Raw genomic sequence first — 17,656 nt, 5'->3', positions numbered from 1 at the left:
TCAACTGAATGCGGAGTATCCGAACATGCCAAAGATGAAGACTAAAAGTGGTGCTGCTAAGCGGTTTCTGAAAACTGCAAACGGTATCAAGCACAAGCACGCTTTCAAGAGCCACATCCTGACCAAAATGTCGACCAAGCGTAAGCGTCAACTGCGCGGTAGCAGCTTGCTGCATCCGTCTGACGTGGCAAAAGTCGAGCGCATGCTGCGCCTTCGTTAATTTTTGGATCAAGACTAGAGGAAGTAACTCATGGCTCGTGTAAAGCGTGGCGTCATTGCCCGTAAACGTCACAAAAAAATTCTGAAACTTGCTAAAGGCTACTACGGTGCACGTTCGCGCGTATTCCGTGTTGCCAAGCAAGCGGTAATCAAGGCAGGCCAATACGCCTACCGTGACCGTCGTCAGAAAAAACGTCAGTTCCGCGCTCTGTGGATCGCTCGTATCAACGCTGGTGCTCGTATCAACGGTCTGTCTTACAGCCGTCTGATCGCTGGCCTGAAAAAAGCTTCCATCGAGATCGACCGTAAGGTTCTGTCTGATCTGGCAGTGAACGAAAAAGCGGCGTTTGCTGCGATTGTCGAGAAAGCTAAAGCCACCTTGGCTTAAGTACCCCCGACAGTTCTTGCGTTCACTGTGTGGGCGCAAGCGCTAAACGTCTTAAATAGGGGAAGAGCCTTCAAGCTCTTCCCCTATTTTGTATCTGGAGTCTGTACATGGAAAACCTGGATGCGCTGGTCTCTCAAGCACTAGAGGCTGTGCAAAGCGCTGAAGATATCAATGCCCTGGAGCAAATCCGGGTTCAATACCTTGGCAAAAAAGGTGAATTGACTCAGGTGATGAAGACCCTGGGGAATTTGCCGGCAGAAGAGCGCCCACAAGTGGGGGCCCTGATCAACGTTGCCAAGGAGCGTGTCACAGAGGTTCTCAATACGCGCAAGGCACTGTTTGAGGAGGCTGAACTGGCCGCCAAACTGTCTGCCGAGTCTATTGATGTGACCCTGCCTGGCCGTGGCCAGACCTCCGGCGGTCTGCATCCGGTAACCCGGACTCTGGAACGTATCGAGCAGTTCTTCACCCACATTGGCTACGGCATTGCCGAGGGTCCTGAGGTCGAAGACGACTATCACAACTTCGAGGCGCTCAACATCCCAGGCCATCACCCGGCCCGGTCGATGCATGACACCTTCTATTTCAACGCGAACATGTTGTTGCGCACCCATACCTCGCCGGTACAGGTCCGCACCATGGAATCGCAGCAGCCGCCGATTCGCATTGTCTGCCCAGGCCGTGTGTACCGTAGCGACTCCGATATCACTCACTCGCCGATGTTCCACCAGGTCGAAGGCCTGTTGGTTGATCGCGATATCAACTTTGCGGACCTGAAAGGGACCATCGAAGAGTTCCTGCGGGTCTTCTTCGAAAAAGAATTGGCCGTGCGCTTCCGTCCGTCGTATTTCCCGTTCACTGAGCCTTCGGCCGAAGTGGATATGGAATGTGTGATGTGCAGCGGCAAGGGCTGCCGTGTCTGCAAGCAGACCGGCTGGCTTGAAGTCATGGGCTGCGGCATGGTGCATCCAAACGTGTTGCGCATGTCTGGAATCGACCCGGAAGAGTTCTCGGGCTTTGCTTTCGGCATGGGCGTTGAGCGTCTGGCCATGCTGCGTTACGGCGTGAACGACTTGCGTCTGTTCTTCGATAACGACTTGCGGTTCCTCGCGCAATTTCGCTAGTCGTAACGAATTCTTAGGAGAGCAGGATGAAATTCAGTGAACAATGGCTGCGTGGTTGGGTTAACCCGCAGGTAGGTCGCGACGAGCTGGTTGCTCGTTTGTCGATGGCCGGTCTTGAGGTCGATAGCGTTACGCCGGCCGCCGGTGTTTTCAGTGGCGTTGTCGTGGGTGAGGTGCTCAGCACCGAACAGCACCCGGACGCTGATAAATTGCGCGTGTGCCAGGTCAGCAATGGCGCCGAGACGTTTCAGGTTGTGTGCGGTGCACCCAATGTGCGCCCAGGCCTGAAGATCCCGTTCGCCATGATCGGTGCCGAACTGCCGGGCGATTTCAAAATCAAGAAAGCCAAGCTGCGGGGCGTTGAGTCAAACGGCATGCTGTGCTCGCAAGCTGAGCTGCAGGTTGGCGAAGGCAATGACGGCTTGATGGAATTGCCGGCCGATGCGCCGGTAGGCGAGGATTTCCGTGTCTATCTGGACCTGGAAGACGCCAGTATTGAAGTTGACCTGACCCCTAACCGCGGTGACTGCCTGTCGCTGGCGGGCCTGGCTCGCGAAGTGGGTGCGCTGTACGCAGCTGAGGTGAAACGTCCTGTGGTCGCTGCTGTTGCAGCCGTGCACGATGAAGTTCGCCCTGTTGAAGTGCTTGCACCTGCTGCGTGCCCGCGTTATCTGGGGCGTGTCATTCGTAACGTTGATCTGTCCCGTCCTACGCCGCTGTGGATGGTTGAGCGCCTGCGTCGTGCAGACGTGCGTAGCATCGACGCTGCTGTCGACATCACCAACTACGTGATGTTGGAACTGGGTCAGCCATTGCACGCATTCGATCTTGCCGAGATCAATGGTGGCATTCGCGTGCGCATGGCAGAAGAAGGCGAGAAGCTGGTTCTGCTTGATGGCCAGGAAGTCACCCTGCGTAGCGATACGCTGGTGATCGCTGACCACTCCCGCGCATTGGCAATTGCCGGTGTCATGGGCGGTGAACACAGTGGTGTATCGGCAACGACACGCGATGTGTTCCTCGAAAGCGCATTTTTCGATCAAATTGCTGTTGCAGGCAAGGCGCGTTCTTACGGTTTGCACACTGACGCTTCGCATCGTTACGAGCGTGGCGTGGACTGGAAACTGGCACGCGAAGCGATGGAGCGGGCCACAGGCTTGCTGCTGGAAATCACTGGCGGTGAAGCGGGTCCAATCGTTGAAACCGTCAACGAACAATACCTGCCATCAATTGCGCCGATCACCTTGCGTGCTGCGCGTATCACCCAGATGCTAGGTCTGGAAATGGACCCTGCTGAAGTTGAGCGTTTGCTCAGCGCTTTGGGCCTGACCATCTCCGCTGATGGGGCAGGGCAGTGGCGCGTAGAAGTGCCAAGCCATCGTTTCGATATCAGCCTTGAAGTTGATTTGATCGAAGAGCTGGCCCGTCTTTATGGTTACAACCGTCTTCCGGTTCGTTACCCGCAAGCTCGCCTGGCGCCACAAGCGAAAGCTGAAGCGCGTAGCGAACTGCCAGAATTGCGTCGTCTGTTGGTCGCGCGCGGCTATCAGGAAGCAATTACTTACAGTTTTATCGATCCGAAGCAGTTTGAATTGTTCAGCCCAGGCGTTGAGCCTCTGTTGCTGGCCAATCCGATCTCCAACGATATGGCGGCCATGCGTGCTTCCCTGTGGCCGGGTCTGGTTAAGTCCTTGCAGCACAACCTCAACCGTCAGCAAGACCGCGTTCGTCTTTTCGAAAGTGGCCTGCGGTTTGTCGGGCAGCTGGAAGGCTTGAAACAAGAGCCGATGCTGGCTGGCGTTGTATGCGGTACCCGTCTGCCGGAAGGCTGGGCGCAAGGTCGCGATGTAGTCGACTTCTTTGACGTCAAAGCTGACGTTGAAGCTGTGCTGGGTTTTGCTGGCGCGCTTGATGACTTCACCTTCGTGGTGGGTAGCCATCCTGCTCTGCACCCTGGTCAAACCGCTCGCATTGAGCGCGATGGCCGTGAAGTGGGCTACGTCGGAGCAATCCACCCTGAGCTGGCAAAAACATTGGGCCTGGATCGTCCAGTGTTCCTGTTTGAGCTGGTATTGGCAGAAGTGGCTTCGGGCAAAATGCCGAAATTCCACGAACTGTCGCGTTTCCCGGAAGTCCGTCGTGACCTGGCGTTGTTGGCCGATCGTGACGTTGCAGCCAGCGACGTGCTGAATGTAATCCGTGAAAATGCAGGCGAATGGCTCACAGACCTAAGGCTATTTGACGTTTACCAGGGTAAAGGTATTGATCCGCTTAGAAAAAGCCTTGCAGTTGGCTTGACCTGGCAGCATCCATCGCGCACTCTTAATGACGATGAGGTGAACACCACGACACAAAATATCCTCACCTCGCTCGAAAACAGGTTGAACGCCACGTTAAGGAAGTGACGTATGGGGGCTCTGACGAAAGCTGAAATGGCGGAACGTCTTTATGAAGAGCTGGGCCTGAATAAACGCGAAGCCAAAGAATTGGTTGAGCTGTTTTTCGAAGAAATCAGGCACGCTCTTGAAGACAATGAACAGGTCAAATTGTCAGGTTTTGGCAATTTTGACTTGCGTGACAAGCGACAGCGGCCTGGCCGCAATCCGAAAACGGGAGAGGAAATCCCGATCACGGCCCGCCGTGTGGTCACCTTTCGTCCAGGGCAGAAGTTGAAAGCCCGAGTAGAGGCCTATGCTGGAACCAAGTCATAACGACGAGCTCCCGCCGATCCCAGGCAAACGCTACTTCGCCATTGGCGAAGTTAGCGAGCTCTGTGCGGTAAAACCGCACGTGCTGCGCTATTGGGAGCAAGAGTTTCCTCAACTCAACCCCGTAAAGCGTCGCGGAAACCGCCGGTATTATCAGCGCCAGGACGTGCTGATGATCCGGCAAATTCGCGCGCTGCTGTACGACCAAGGTTTCACGATCGGCGGCGCTCGCTTGCGTCTGTCAGGCGATGAAGCCAAAGACGACACCACGCAATACAAACAACTGATCCGCCAAACGATCTCCGAATTGGAGGACGTTTTACTGGTACTTCGCAAATAAACCTGCATTTAAAATACTTTCGTATTTCAAAAGCTTAAGGTATATTTCTCGACGTTCTAGCAACACGCAACACAGATGTAACGCCTAGTCGGGGCGTAGCGCAGTCCGGTAGCGCACTAGCATGGGGTGCTAGGGGTCGAGTGTTCGAATCACTCCGTCCCGACCATATTTTTCAATGACTTAGCCCAACTTTCGCGAGTTGGGCTTTTTCATGTGCGTGACTTTTGCGTGACTTCTCCAATTTTCACGCCTGCTTCCTCTTCAGAATTGTCAGTACCGGCCCGCGCGAGTCAGTTGACGATGCTTTATTTGCCGCTTCGATCAGTTGCCCAAGCTCTGCGGTAGAATAGTGGCTCGTGATGCTTCCGTTTTTATGCCCAAGCAATGCCTTTCGATCTTCCAGTGTCACGCCTGCTGCACGCAGCCTTCTGCCAAAGGTGTGCTTCAGGTCATGAATGCGGATTCTGGAAAAGCCATCATGTGCCAGCCGCAAATACTTTTCCTGCCATCTCTTCGCCGCTCTGACGCGAGCCTTCTTCCAGGCTGAGCCATTCTTCCGGTGAACCATTGTTTCGTCGCCTTCGCCGTCTGGCTTGCCGAAAGGGAAGACGTACAGCTTGTGCTGACCTCGCTGCTTCTCAATGACCCACTTGGCTACGGTGTGGGGCATCACCAAGTGTTTGCCCCAGTTCTAAACGTTCGCCCAGAGAGTCCGTGTGGAATCAAAAAAGCACGGCATCCAACGCCACCACCGCAATCTCCCAATACCATTGGGTCTTGCATATTTCCTGCACCCAACACCTGATTTTAACTTTGAGCATAGTCTCCATTTACCAGCGGACAGCCCAGCAGGCCATCGGCATGGACAGCGAACGCATCACCCTCAAGGGTGCGATCTACCCAGGCTTCAAAGGCGGCCTCAAACAACTCGACACCCTGCGCAGCATCGGAGCCCAGCTCCAGCCGTTGGGCCTGACCACTGGCTATGGCGACGTACTGGGCAGATGGTGTTTAAAACACATCGAAGAAGAAAGCGCCTTCCTGCAAGGCGGCATCCCCCGTAAACAAGGGTTTATCTTGGATTTGTACGCTATGGCGACGACCTGCAGAACCGCTATCGGCGACGTGCTCGACACCCTCTGCCAACACTACTACGGCCACCTCAACGGCACAGTCGAAGCCGTGCTCGATGCCAACCAAGGGCTGGCAGATGAGGTATAGCCGTATCGGGCCGGGGTGGTGATTCACTTGCCAGATGTGGTGGGGGCGAGTGAGGAGGGGGTGATGTTGTGGGGTTGATGACTCCAAACGGCATCGTTTTTAAATGGCTGAGCATGAAATAGATAAAGCCTTCTCAATTAAAGGAAAGGTCTGACAGATTCTTGGCAGAACTGGCCGATACAGTCCGCGCTCTTCAAGACGTTGGCCGGCATCAATCGGCGCGGTCAGTTTTAATTAGGGAAAATACTGCATGCGCCTTATTCGTCGACAAGATCGCAAACGACTCGGAATTAGCTTCAGAAATATAGAATCACCATTCTTTGCAAAAGCGAACGTCGAGCTTGCTTTGCATTTGCCCCATACGCCTCTTAACTTATTTCATGTTGATGTGTTCGGTCGGCCAATGAGTGACCAACAAATCGTAGAGGCTGTTGAAAACGGAGACTTGTTGTTGGTCGACGCTGACCCCTTCAGTCCGTTAAGCGATGACAACTTGGGTCGGTATTCGGACATTACGGGGCAAGGCAGGCCCGGCAGTTTTCATAGCCCGTTGAGCGGGAGAGAGAACCACTCCCAGTCTCAAAGCCAGAGTTCAGGCAGCCACTGCAAGAGCTGGGCTTCTATGTTGTTCCCAAAAGTACGACAGTCGATCAGTTAAAGGCTGCGCTGTTCTCGTCGCAATACCCCGCAGTGATGAGCATGTTTGATGCACTCAACCCCGGACTGAGCACTGTCAATGCTGGTTCGATGATCGTGTTAAGTGATCCCAACAACCTGCAATGCACCCGTGAAGAAGCGATATTGATGGCGGCCGCTGCCAAAGCCAATGAGGCGGTAAAAGCGCTTAGTCCGGAAGAGGCCAACTTTATGGTTCGGTATCGTGACGAGATTGAAACCCTTTTTGCCCAATGTGCCACATCAATCGGGATCGGGGAGGCGATGTTTGCCAAGAACCTGGACGACGTAAAAAAACTGTTTAAAGACATTGAAGCGCTGCACGTTCGGTCATTCCAAACGGATGGACATCTGCGATCAGCAGAATTTTTTGCAGAGCGTAAGCGGCTGTTGGCACAACTCAACACGAACTTGACCGCTTTAACCCGTAAAGGCATAGGGTTCCCGGACCATCCAAATTTAAAAAGTGCGCTTGGCATCTCTGCGCGGAGCTTGGTTCATCGCTGGACGGCAGCGGGAGGCCCCGATCAAATACCAGGGTACGCCACCCATATCGAAGGTGTGTCCAAGGCTGCTAAATATCTCAAATATGGTGGATGGATTGGCACGGGTATTGGTGGAGCTGCCTCTTACATGAAGGTTCAAGACGTTTGTTCGGCGGGTAATACTGAGGCTTGCGAGAGAGTTAAGTTTACCGAAACGGGTAGTTTTGCTGGAGGGGTTGGAGGAGGCGCATTAGCGGGCGCGCTCTTAACAGCCCCAGCGGTTGCAGGTATGTGTGTTGGACTGGATGTACCAACTGCAGGTTTTGGAACATTAATTTGCGGTGTGTTTGTGGTAGGAACCGGTTCTTTTACGGCTGGAGCCTTAGGTGGTGCCGCTGGGGAAGCGATGGCTGATAAACTTTATGAGATGGTCCGATGAGTTTTAACACAGCAGATAAAATATTTTTGGCTGTAGGATTAATCGATTTTGGGGGGATATTTCTTTGGATCGGTGTGTGCTTGCATCTTTCATATACTCAGATGGATCGGATGCTGGATCATTTGAGAGATAGTTCGCTCCTCAACACTTTTGTTCCACTTAGGCAAGGTGGTCCATGGGGAAGTTAGTGTTGGTGGGCAGTATTTCTAGCGTTATAACATTTCCCAGCTTTTACCTTAAGCGCGGGAGTGTTAATGCTGAGGATCTTCGATGCTTTCCTAGTGCGCTTAAACGTAAGTTAGTGATTTTGCAATGGAGTGGGCTAACCCTCTTAGTAGTTATGGTTTTTGTTGGTGTAGTGGCCAAGCTGGGATTTGTCTAGTTTCTTGGGTGCTGGACACATCAAGCTCAAAGGCACAAAACAACAACGTCCAAGGCGTCCCCAATAAGCTCGGTACCCCACGCGGCTCCAGTCGCTGGGCCTTCCACCGGTTACATTGACGACCAGCAGTACTGCTAGTTCCACCTCAATTTGCTGGTGGGATTGGAGGGGGGGCAATAGCGGGTGCGCTTTTAACAGCCCCAACCGTCGCCGGGATATGTTTAGCGATTGGCGTACCAACTGTCGGGGTGGGTACAGTAGTCTGTAGCGTGGTGGTTGTGGGGGCAGGATCTTATGTTGGCGGTGAAGTGTTTGGCTCTATAGGCGAGAAAGCTGGAGAGGTTATCTATGAAGCTATTAAATGAATACTGCTGAGTCTTTCTTCGGATACCTGTGTGGTGCTGTAATTCTCGGCGTATTTTCTTGGATAGGTATCGCGCTTCGCATTGCATATACAAAATGGATTTAATGTTGCGACATTTAAAAAACAGTTCTGTCGTCACATATTTAACCCAGTTAAGAAAAGGTGGCCCTTGGGGTAAATTGCTGCTGGTCGGTAGTATTTCAGGGATCGTTACTTTTCCCGGTTTTTACGTCAAACGCGGGCGTGTTTGCCTGGACGATTTAAGCACTTTTCCCATACTGCTCAAGCGTAAATTGGTAATTTTACAGTGGGGCGGAATAGTGCTGCTTAGCTTAGGGTTTGTAATGTGGCTTCTAGGTAAAAGTATTGGCTGGCTTGAGTAACTTTCATTCATTGGTTGCGAGCGCATCATCCGCATAGGCGCTATCCATCCTGCACAGCATCAGCACCCGCTGGGCTTGACCATTGGCTTCGGCTATCTCAACGGCACAGTCGAAGCCGAGCTCGATGCCAACTAAGGGCTGGCTGATGAGGTGCAACCGTATCGGGCCGGGGTGGTGATTCACTTGCCGGATGTGGTGGGGGCGAGTGAGGAGGGGGTGATGTTGTGGGGTTAATCATCGGACTCGAATAGCAAGGCCGTCTCAAAATCTTGCTCGCCGTAATAAATGCCAATGATAAAAACCTGCTTGCCATCAACGGCAAAAGCAATCACGGCCCGCTTGCGATAGTTCGTTATACGCAGACCCGGACGTATATCGTCGCGTTGATTTCCTCGCAGGGGAAACGTTCGTAAATCTTCGCAGTAGGCCACTATAGCGTCGATATAGCGTTTGGCAACTTCAGGAGACGCCGCCGTGGCTATAAATCGGTAGAGCGCCGTCAATTGCTCCAAAGCTTCCGGTGAATACTCAATGGAATACGCCATCAAGATTTGGTCGTTGCGTTCTGATGCTCTGCTGCTAACCGGGCACGCACCTCATCGATGCTTAATGCACGAGAAGGGTCTGCTTTCAGGGCATCGTAAGCGGGAGCTACTTGGCCGACCAGCCAGCTTTCCAGCGCGCGGTCACGGGCCATCAACGCTCGTAGGCCATCACGAATGACTTCGCTTTCAGTGGCGTACTCCCCAGCAGCCACTTTAGCTTTCACCGCTTCTGCCATCTGAATGGGCAGAGTGATACTGAATTGTTGAGTGCTGCGCATGATAAGCCTCCCGGGCTGAGCAGGTTTTAATCCTACTCCATCCTCAAAGCCAAACCTAGCGACTCCTTGGCAGTGTATGACGTGTGGTCATGTTCCATACATGCTGCCCGCAATGCAGCCATTTTGCCCTTTACGGCCTGCCTTGTGCGGGGCTTTTGTCGTCTGGAGCACTTATGACCCCCACCTTTCGCATCGTCGCAGACGGCGCTGACATCACGTCGTTGATCAACGACCTCCTGCTATTACTACGTACTACGGACAAACCCGGCATGGAGTCCGACGACTTCGAACTGCGCATCGATGACCGCGACAGCGCCGTCTCCTTGCCAAATCGCGGGTCAAGCATCGAGATATTCCTCGGCTATATCGGTACAGCGCTGACCCGCTTAGGCCGTTACACCGTTGATGAAGTTGAACTGTCAGGCCCACCCCACACGTTGTTGATCCGAGGCAAAGCCAGTGACATGCGCGGCAACGGAAAAACCACACGCAGTGGCAGTTGGGAAGGGGTCAGCCTGGGCAGCATCGTCAACGACGTGGCAGTGCGAAATGGTTGGTTGCCCATCTGCCCGGAGACGACCGAAGTGCCCCGGGCTGATCAACTGAGCGAGTCAGACTTCAACAACAACGAAGACGCGCCTGAGGGGCTGCCTCCCATACACACCGACCGGCATATCTACCCAAACAAATCTGCCGCCGAACAAGCGGCTAAAGCTCGGCTGACAGTCTTCAACCGTGCTACCGCCTCCGTGCGACTGGAAATGCCCGGGCGTACCGACCTGTTCGCCGAGCGCAGCATCAACGCCCAAGGCTTCAAGACAGGGCTCGATGGTAAATACCCGGTGGACTCAGTAGAGCAGGTCTTCACCCAAAGCGGCTGGAGCACCACCGTTGAATGCAACGGGGGGAACAAGGCAAAGCCAAGGCAAGTGGTTTGAAGCCTGTAGTGCCGCTGAAAATCGTTGACCTCTAACCATCAAAACCCCAAACCCATCCCGCTCTCTGATTTGGTATAAAGGTTAGAAGAAGTACTTAAGGCGTAGGTATTTGTCATAGATGGATGTCGGTGGTCATTTGGTGATGAGCTGGTAGCAGTTCAATAACGTCACAGAAGAGTTTCCGCTGCTTCCAGTCATTGCGATCGCCAATCACATACAAGCGGCGCTTGGCCCGGGTGGCAGCGACGTTGAGCAGGTTAGGCTTGGACACTGCCCATTCGCGAGCGCCGCCGTTTTCACTGCTCCCACCCAAGACAAGGATGATTATTGCAGCCTCTTTACCTTGCATGGTGTGAATCGTACCGCGCACGATCTTGGTATCTAATCGATCCCTAAGCTGGTTGCGCACGTCCTGAAAGGGCGTGATAACTGCGATGCTATCCAGCGGCACTCCGTCGCTATCAAGCAATGCCAACAAACGTTCGAGCGCCTTGCCTTCATTGTCGACCCAATTGCCAGAGGAGCGGCCACTCGCGTGCACCCAGCCGGTGAGTAGACCGGCAGGAGTTTCTTTGGCGGGAGAAGGCTCGATGGTGCCATAGACCATGGCTCCGTCGTAGGCGATGCGATTAGCCAGGTCGAACATTGGTTTGTCACAGCGGCGATGCACCACCAGCGGCAGGCCGACCCAATGTTTCTTATCCTTGGGACCAGCCATGCGACCCCAAGGGGTGGCCTGGTCGGCTAAGGTTTGGGCTGACTGGCGATTGGGTAGCCAGTGTGCATCGACTTGATAGCGGGTACGCATGTGTTCGAGCACGGCATCAGATACGGTGACGATCGGTTCCAATTGCAACGGATCACCGACCAGCACAGCCCGGCGCGAACGCCATAGGGCACCCACTGCAGCCTGCGGTGTAGCTTGACCTGCTTCGTCCACCAACAGCCAGCCAATCTCTGCGCAGCCAAGGCTACCGAAGGAGCGGGCGAACGAGGCGAAGGTACTGCTGAGCACCGGTACTACCATGAACAGCGAGGCCCATGCAGAACGTACCACGGAGTTGGATACCCCCCGATAATGACTGCCAGTAAGCGTGCTGGTGATGAAGTCCAGGTTAGCGCGTAAACGCGAGGCTTCGATCTGGAAGAAGACGCGGTGCAGCTTGAGCGCTTCGATGAATACCTGTGCCCGAGCCTGACGCCAGCCTTCGACTATCCAGGGTTCGAGCAGCTCGATCTCGCCGCCTCTGCCGATCTGACCTTGTTCGAGCCAGACCTGCACATGCCTGGCCTTGCCCGCCTGAGCAATGCTGCGAGCTTTGTCGAGTTGCAGGGCGGCGTGGAGCACGGCTTCATTGATCTCCTGTTCGTCTCTAGCCAATTGTTGATTGAGTTCGATGAGCCGGCCGCTTAGCCGCTGTGCCTGGCGTTGCGCACAGTCGAAGGCGTCCTTGGCCAAGCTGCAAGTGCAATTGAGCAGTCGTTGCCGAGCTGCCCACGTGCGATGAGCACCCCAAAGGCTGAATAGGTTGGCGAGAAAACCCGGTTTTTTTGCAAGGTGTGCTTCAAGAGCCTGGAGTTCGCGTTGCAATTGCTCGCGAGCGGGCGTGAGCTGCAGTGTTTCCAGCGTAGCTTGTTCGTCATCAAGACCGCTGCGTTGGGTCAGACGGACTTGGCGCTCCTTTTCCTTCTGATGTACTCGGGCTTTGGCGCTGATCACTGCCTGAACCCGTTCCAGAATATCGCTGACTTGAGTGCGTATCGCTTGTTCGGCGTTCTTGGCGTCCTGGTATTGCTTTACGGCGGTGCGCCAGAAATTGGTTTTTTCGGCGGACGAGAGCAACTTCATTTGTGGGACTTGCTCGGACAACCATTCGCGCATGCCCTTGGGGGCTGGCTTGTCTTGCGTGTTGTTCGCTACGGACGCGTCGGGCGTTGGATCGCCGTCGTAGAGGTCTTCGTCCAAGATGCCGTTGTCGATGGCCTCTGGTTGGGAGAGTGTGGATTCGTCTTGGGTCTTCTTGGGTGGACGCTTGCCATAGAAGAAGCGATCGACGAACTGGGTACGTTTGGCTTTGCTGCCCAATGCCGCAGAGATCATTGCCCAAGCCGGTTTGTCGCTGGTGAGTTCGCCCAGTTCGCTGAAGTATTCGGCATCGGGCAGCCAGGATGGGTCAACCTTATCCTGCTGGGGCAACTCGAGAGTAACGTTCTCCACGGCACCATTGTTGGAGGAGGCTACCACCATTTCGAAGCCAAACAGGCGGGGGTTGAGCTGATAGGCAAAGCGTTCGCGTCCGCCATCGTTGGCGGATTCGCGACCATCCTGGATGAAGGCGTCCGAGGCTCTGGTCAACGAGGCCAGTACGTCGGCTCGCTGTGTCACCACTGCTGCGATCAGGTCGCGGAGCAGGGTGGTCTTCCCGGTACCTGGCGGACCGTTAACGCCCATTATGCCGGTGTTGTTACTGAGGTTTTGGAGCAGGCTGTTGACTGCCAGTTGTTGGGAGTGCACCAACCCCAAATGTCTTTCGGCAGGCCAGCAGCCGGTCGCATAGCGCGAGGGGGCGAGGCGATCAATCAGAGCCAGATCTGCTTCGGGCTTGTCGAGGTGCAGGTGCTGAGTGGTGTCGTGATGACTCAAGTAGCGGGTCAACGGCTCGCTGGTTTCGCCACGGGCCAGGGCATCGGCCATGTCGGCCAAATCGCTTAGCAGGAAACTGTTGAGCGGATCGTCTTCTTGTTCGGGCTTGTTCGGGTTGATTGGTGCTGAGCGGAAGCGATGTTCGCGCGACTCGTCTGCGAAAAACTTGTCGAGTCCCAAGGTTTGACGAATACAGCTTGTCAGGCGTGACAGGTCAGCAGCGTGGACCACGCCACTGAGCAGACTTTTAGCCTGTTCGCGGAGGGAGTCCTGGGTCTCCTCGAAGCCGCGTGTCCAATCTTTCTTGTTGATGGCGCAGCCGACGAACCATGCCTCGCTGGATAGCACCAAGCTATCAACCACCATCATTCCTTGATCGTTGAACTTGAGTGCGTACAGGGCGGTGAGCCTTTGTTGTGGCTCCTTGTAGCCTTGGTCAGCGCCGTAGAGAGTCTCTAGCTGGCGAGAAACATCCAGGTTGTTGTAGAGGTGTGCGTAGAGCGTGTGGCTCCATACGCGTTTGTTCGGCAGGCGCTGTCGGCTCAGAGGATTGGCTGGCATCCAGGGCAGGATTTGTGCCGAGGTGGGGATGTCTTGGAAAAACGGCTGGTAGTCGCTGTCGCGCTTTTTCAGCTTTGGGACTGCCTGAGGTTGCAGCAGTTCGACGGCGTGCCAATAACGGACGATATTTTGCGAATTCATTCACGACGTCCTTGAAAGCGCTGGGGCTTGGATTCCTGGCAGGGAGGATATCAGGCATGTTGCATCGCTTGATGGCGCCCGGCGCGCAAAAGTGATGCTAATCGTGAGCCGGGTCACTTATGGCATCTGCTCAAACAAGTACGCAGCGCTGAATGTGTAAGAGTTTTCGACAAATCCTGGCGGAGTTTTGCTGGCAGAGGAGGGTGTCGCCTTTGGCCTTGTACGTTGTCGATATTTCTCCGCGACACCTGCATGCAATGCTGTTGCGGCAGCCGAAAGCACACCTTGCAAATGGGACTCTACCGGCCGGCAGGCCTGATTAACCGCGCGGTAGGACGTATACGCACTGCATAAATCCAAGCCCGCAGGCGCATGGTTGAGTTTGATCACTACCCCCAACGCATCGGTGGGGGGCAGGATGACCCGCGGCGGCGATTTGCCCGGTTGCAGGCCTGTGCACAAGATCAAGGATTGACCGCTGTTTGTGATTTATTGGAAACACGCTCACGCTCATCGTTGCCGGTGAACGTTAGTTTCACCGCTGTGGCGTTGCTGGCAGGGAGGCACGCAGATGGCAAATCTGCATCCGTGCTGGTATCGCAAATTTACGATTTTTCAGCCTGGATCTGGAGGTCGATAATGAATGGCATGAATCGCAGGCGTTTTATCGTTGGCGCCGGGGTTGCTGGCACTTGCGTGCTGCTTGGGAGCAGTTCGCTATTCTCGATGAATCAAACACTGCCCGCTGCCCGCTCAGGGGTCGCACGATTTACCCGCCTGGATGTCAGTGCCCAAGACTTCCCGGTCGGCATTCTGCAGGACTACAGCAATGCCATTGCCACAATGTTGCGCCTGCCGCCGCAGGATCCACGCAACTGGTATCGTCAGGCGCTTGTCCATCTTCTCGATTGCCCACACATAAACTGGTGGTTTCTGCCGTGGCATCAGATCTATCTTGGCTGGTTCGAGAAAATCTGCCGGGAATTGAGCGGTAACAGTGCATTCGCACTTCCGTATTGGAACTGGACCCACGTGCAGCGCGCGCCCGAGGAATTTTTCTCAGCTGGGCTGGACCCGACCAGTGATATGTTCCAGCAATACATGTATGTGTTCAGGGACAAGCTCGACGAGACCCTGGACGGAATCTGGAGCGGACTCAGTGATCGACAACGCGTGCTGTTGGGGCTGCGCGGCTACACCGAGTTGGAGATCCTCGCCCCGGAGGTTCGGCTGTATTTTATGCAGCCCAACAATTCAAGGGATCTTAGCCAGGCCAATCCGGAGTTCGACGACGATAGTAAACAAGGCACCAGCGGCGAGTCTATTCACCGAGTATTGGCATCGCGAAAATTCGTCGGCTTCGGTGGCCAACTGGCACAGCACCATAGCGTGTTCAGCGGCTCGGATTTATTGGAGAGCTTGCCGCATAATTCCGTGCATGCCGCGGTCGGCGGCACGATGCTTTCGATGTTCTCGCCAATTGATCCGCTGTTCTATCTGCACCACGCCAATGTCGATCGGCTCTGGCAGGTGTGGACAGAAATGCAGACGTCCGAAGACCTTCCTGGTCACCCCGAGCCCGAGCAATTCGAGGCCTGGGCGGGGGAGTATTTTGAATTCTTCAGCGATGAGTATGCCGCGCCGGTACGCGACCTCCCGCTCCAGCACTATCTGCAGGCCGATCGTTTCAACTATTCCTATCATCCGTTGATTGTGGGGGAGACGCGCCCCTTGCCACTGGCGCCGGTACGCAGCGGTACGGTGTACGATTCCATATTGAGCGCCAACAGCATAGGCGCAGACCAAACCATAGATGCTCAGGTAGACGTCCCCGCTGCGGTGCTGCTAGATGCACTGGACCGGGATGGAGCTACGCTGCTGGTGGATGTTCGTATGGAGTATCCGGTACCTGCCAGTGCCTGGGAGTTGGAGCTGCTGCTCATGCCAAACAGCGGCACTCCTGCGCCTTCCGTATCGATCGGTAAGCTGAAAATTCTGGACATGCGCATGCCGCATGCAAACGATCAGCATGGACAGCACCATGCAGGCTCATTCGCTCTCAGCGTGAATGCGGCATTGAGCCGGCTGCATGGCACCGGCGGACTGGATCCAAACACCGCGCTCAAGCTTGCCCTGAAGGCAAGTCTGAGCGGTCTACGGCCGCCGCAAAGCAATGCACTTCACATCCACGGCATGCAGGTCCGGGTCGTGGGCTAGATCCTGCAATTGGCTGGTCTTAAGATAAGCGTTGTGTGTGTTGAACCTTGGAGTTTGTACGCTATGGCGGCGACCTGCAGAACCGCTCATACCCTTTGCCAAAACGACTGCGGCCACCTCAACGGCACGGTCGAAGCCGTGCCAGATACCAACCAAGGGCAGGTGAAGCGCAACCGATACCGTATGTGGCGGGGGCGAGTGAGGAGGGGAGGATATTGTGGGGATAAGGCGATCCCGGTATGGGTGCTTACGTAATTGTTTTTTGGATGGGATGTTAGATTGTATTTCTGAAAGATGTTCTTACTATTAGAGTTCACTCCGGAGTTGCTTTGATTGGAGTTGTGGCGCATTTTTAATTCGCTGCAGTTAAATTTTTAAGTTGAACTCATAAACATCAAAAGGATTATTGATTGTGAATATTGAAACCAAGGACTGGAAAGCTCAGATTAATCGTATGCCCCATGATGAATTTTTTCGGGTAGATGGTGTTGTAACTGTTCCTCACTCGGCCATTTTGCTTAGTCTGGAGGTTAGCCCGATTCAGGACAAATCTTTCGACCTGAGGCTGGATCTTAAATTGACGGTTCCCCAAGACATCGGCCTGAACGTATTAACTGATAAAGCAGTGACCTATAAGATTGCTGGCGAGTCAAATGTTACAGGGGTGAGTATTTTCTTCAATGGCGAACAATTGCATCATATTGATGATGTTTTAATTACGCATTGATTTCATTTTTAATAGCTCTGCCTGTTTTTTTGTCTTGGGCAGAGCTGTTTTTCGGTTTGTAGATATCGGTTACTCAGGATAAACGTAGCGAAGACTTTCATTGGGGTGTGTCCAAGTTATGGATGAGCTTTACCATTCGTGGCATGCGGCCACTATTTATTTGTATTAGGTCCATAACTGAAAGCCCGCTGAGTAGCGGGCTTGGGTTTAAATCAAAAAGGTACTATCAAGCAGCTTTCGATGGGGTCAAACTTTTCTTCAGGCGTGCTTTGAGAGTAAGCATTTGATCCCCGAGCTCATCAAGTTTGGCTTTTCCCAAGATCTTTTTCGCGTGAGGGAACATGTCGGTTTCTTCTTCTTCAATGTGGTGTTCCAAGAGTTCTTTGATCACTTTCACGCGACCGGCGAACTCTGGGCTTGTCGGATCTGTGCCCTTCAGGTCAGGCAGTACCAGGGAGTCGACTGTACGATGCTCCTCTTTGGCTTCATAGTACATTTCAGCCTCAGCTTTACCGCCTGCAGCTTTATAGGCCGGGTAGAGGATTTCCTCCTCTAGCTGGGTATGAATGCTTACTTCCAGTTCAAGCTTTTCCAAAAGCTCCGTGCGTTTCTTGACGGCCCGATCAGTCGACTCGCTTAACTGACTAAGAATGCCTTTTACTTTTTCGTGGTCGGCTTTCAGAAGGTCGATGGCGTTCATGGTATTCCCTCACTATCACGGATGGCTGGTGCCGATCTTTGCCGGCAATGTCTCTATGCCTGTCGCATTTGCCGTGCCAGTTTTCCGGGAATTTTTTTTCGCTTTAATTCAGTCGGTTGCGGTAGATGGTGGCTAATGGCACTCATGCAGCATGCCCGATCCTGTCTTTTGGACGAT

Annotated in this window: 16 protein-coding genes, 1 tRNA gene and 4 pseudogenes; 15 read left to right on the top strand and 6 right to left on the bottom strand. The window is 54.0% G+C overall.

Annotated elements, in window-relative coordinates; genetic code table 11:
- The first annotated feature begins 25 nt into the window (after positions 1-25).
- The 7 genes from rpmI (at position 26) to QMX84_RS13060 (ending at position 4,945) form a co-directional block, all read left to right on the top strand.
- Entirely contained in the window at positions 26-220 is a 195-nt protein-coding gene (gene rpmI, locus QMX84_RS13090; RefSeq protein WP_002553160.1) for a 50S ribosomal protein L35, read from the top strand.
- 30 nt (positions 221-250) lie between these two features.
- Positions 251-607 (top strand): 50S ribosomal protein L20, encoded by a 357-nt coding sequence (gene rplT, locus QMX84_RS13085; RefSeq protein WP_048369333.1) that lies wholly within the window; start codon positions 251-253, stop codon positions 605-607.
- Between the two features lie 107 nt (positions 608-714).
- Entirely contained in the window at positions 715-1,731 is a 1,017-nt protein-coding gene (gene pheS, locus QMX84_RS13080) for a phenylalanine--tRNA ligase subunit alpha (RefSeq protein ID WP_048369332.1), read from the top strand.
- Positions 1,732-1,757: 26 nt separating this feature from the next.
- Entirely contained in the window at positions 1,758-4,136 is a 2,379-nt protein-coding gene (gene pheT / locus QMX84_RS13075; RefSeq protein ID WP_262126754.1) for a phenylalanine--tRNA ligase subunit beta, read from the top strand.
- Positions 4,137-4,139: 3 nt separating this feature from the next.
- Positions 4,140-4,442, top strand: coding sequence for an integration host factor subunit alpha (gene ihfA, locus QMX84_RS13070; protein ID WP_002553164.1), 303 nt, complete (start codon positions 4,140-4,142; stop codon positions 4,440-4,442).
- Complete coding sequence (locus tag QMX84_RS13065) at positions 4,423-4,779, top strand: MerR family transcriptional regulator (RefSeq protein ID WP_019829202.1); 357 nt, start codon at positions 4,423-4,425, stop codon at positions 4,777-4,779. Before ihfA ends, QMX84_RS13065 begins: the two co-directional genes overlap by 20 nt.
- Positions 4,780-4,868: 89 nt before the next feature.
- Positions 4,869-4,945, top strand: a tRNA-Pro gene (locus QMX84_RS13060).
- A 78-nt stretch (positions 4,946-5,023) separates the two neighbouring features.
- Here the strand turns inward: QMX84_RS13060 and QMX84_RS13055 are convergent.
- Positions 5,024-5,449, bottom strand: coding sequence for a tyrosine-type recombinase/integrase (locus tag QMX84_RS13055; protein WP_262126828.1), 426 nt, complete (start codon positions 5,447-5,449; stop codon positions 5,024-5,026).
- Positions 5,450-5,613: 164 nt separating this feature from the next.
- Between QMX84_RS13055 and QMX84_RS13050 the strand changes: the two are divergent.
- From QMX84_RS13050 to QMX84_RS13030, 4 genes and pseudogenes are all read left to right on the top strand, one after another.
- A pseudogene (locus QMX84_RS13050) lies at positions 5,614-5,891 on the top strand (phage tail protein); the annotation flags it as partial.
- Positions 5,872-5,997: pseudogene (locus QMX84_RS13045) on the top strand (tail protein X); the annotation flags it as partial. The pseudogenes QMX84_RS13050 and QMX84_RS13045, both read left to right, overlap by 20 nt.
- 702 nt (positions 5,998-6,699) lie before the next feature.
- Positions 6,700-7,599, top strand: coding sequence for a hypothetical protein (locus QMX84_RS13040; protein WP_282363973.1), 900 nt, complete (start codon positions 6,700-6,702; stop codon positions 7,597-7,599).
- 841 nt (positions 7,600-8,440) lie between these two features.
- Positions 8,441-8,728, top strand: a complete 288-nt coding sequence (locus tag QMX84_RS13030) for a hypothetical protein (protein WP_348775197.1) — start codon at positions 8,441-8,443, stop codon at positions 8,726-8,728.
- 3 nt (positions 8,729-8,731) lie between these two features.
- Here QMX84_RS13030 and QMX84_RS13025 read toward each other — a convergent pair whose 3' ends face one another.
- Positions 8,732-8,884, bottom strand: coding sequence for a hypothetical protein (locus tag QMX84_RS13025; RefSeq protein WP_282363983.1), 153 nt, complete (start codon positions 8,882-8,884; stop codon positions 8,732-8,734).
- Here QMX84_RS13025 and QMX84_RS13020 point away from each other — a divergent pair.
- Positions 8,816-8,962, top strand: a pseudogene (locus tag QMX84_RS13020) (tail protein X); the annotation flags it as partial. The gene QMX84_RS13025 and the pseudogene QMX84_RS13020 sit on opposite strands and share 69 nt — an antisense overlap.
- Here QMX84_RS13020 and QMX84_RS13015 read toward each other — a convergent pair.
- The gene (locus tag QMX84_RS13015; protein ID WP_282363972.1) at positions 8,959-9,273 is read right to left on the bottom strand and encodes a type II toxin-antitoxin system RelE/ParE family toxin; all 315 of its coding nucleotides are present in this window, start codon (positions 9,271-9,273) and stop codon (positions 8,959-8,961) included. The pseudogene QMX84_RS13020 and the gene QMX84_RS13015 sit on opposite strands and share 4 nt — an antisense overlap.
- Entirely contained in the window at positions 9,273-9,551 is a 279-nt protein-coding gene (locus tag QMX84_RS13010) for a type II toxin-antitoxin system ParD family antitoxin (RefSeq protein ID WP_262126759.1), read from the bottom strand. Before QMX84_RS13010 ends, QMX84_RS13015 begins: the two co-directional genes overlap by 1 nt.
- A 173-nt stretch (positions 9,552-9,724) precedes the next feature.
- Here QMX84_RS13010 and QMX84_RS13005 point away from each other — a divergent pair.
- Positions 9,725-10,524, top strand: a pseudogene (locus QMX84_RS13005) (hypothetical protein).
- 77 nt (positions 10,525-10,601) lie between these two features.
- Here the strand turns inward: QMX84_RS13005 and QMX84_RS13000 are convergent.
- Entirely contained in the window at positions 10,602-13,835 is a 3,234-nt protein-coding gene (locus QMX84_RS13000) for an ATP-binding protein (RefSeq protein ID WP_282363971.1), read from the bottom strand.
- Positions 13,836-14,207: 372 nt separating this feature from the next.
- Here QMX84_RS13000 and QMX84_RS12995 point away from each other — a divergent pair, with 372 nt between their 5' ends.
- Together QMX84_RS12995 and QMX84_RS12990 are read left to right on the top strand one after the other, a co-directional pair.
- On the top strand, positions 14,208-16,052 hold the full coding sequence (locus QMX84_RS12995; protein WP_282363970.1) for a tyrosinase family protein: 1,845 nt from the start codon (positions 14,208-14,210) through the stop codon (positions 16,050-16,052).
- A gap of 412 nt (positions 16,053-16,464) precedes the next feature.
- Positions 16,465-16,779, top strand: a complete 315-nt coding sequence (locus QMX84_RS12990) for a hypothetical protein (protein WP_262126762.1) — start codon at positions 16,465-16,467, stop codon at positions 16,777-16,779.
- A 226-nt stretch (positions 16,780-17,005) separates the two neighbouring features.
- Here the strand turns inward: QMX84_RS12990 and QMX84_RS12985 are convergent, their stop codons facing one another.
- Positions 17,006-17,479 (bottom strand): hemerythrin domain-containing protein, encoded by a 474-nt coding sequence (locus QMX84_RS12985; protein ID WP_282363969.1) that lies wholly within the window; start codon positions 17,477-17,479, stop codon positions 17,006-17,008.
- Positions 17,480-17,656 lie beyond the last annotated feature (177 nt).

Source organism: Pseudomonas sp. PS01297, assembly GCF_029959305.1.
Classification (GTDB): Bacteria; Pseudomonadota; Gammaproteobacteria; order Pseudomonadales; family Pseudomonadaceae; genus Aquipseudomonas; species Aquipseudomonas helleri.
The sequence above is the reverse complement of the archived record's forward strand: the minus strand, read 5'-3'. Positions and strand labels throughout refer to the sequence as shown.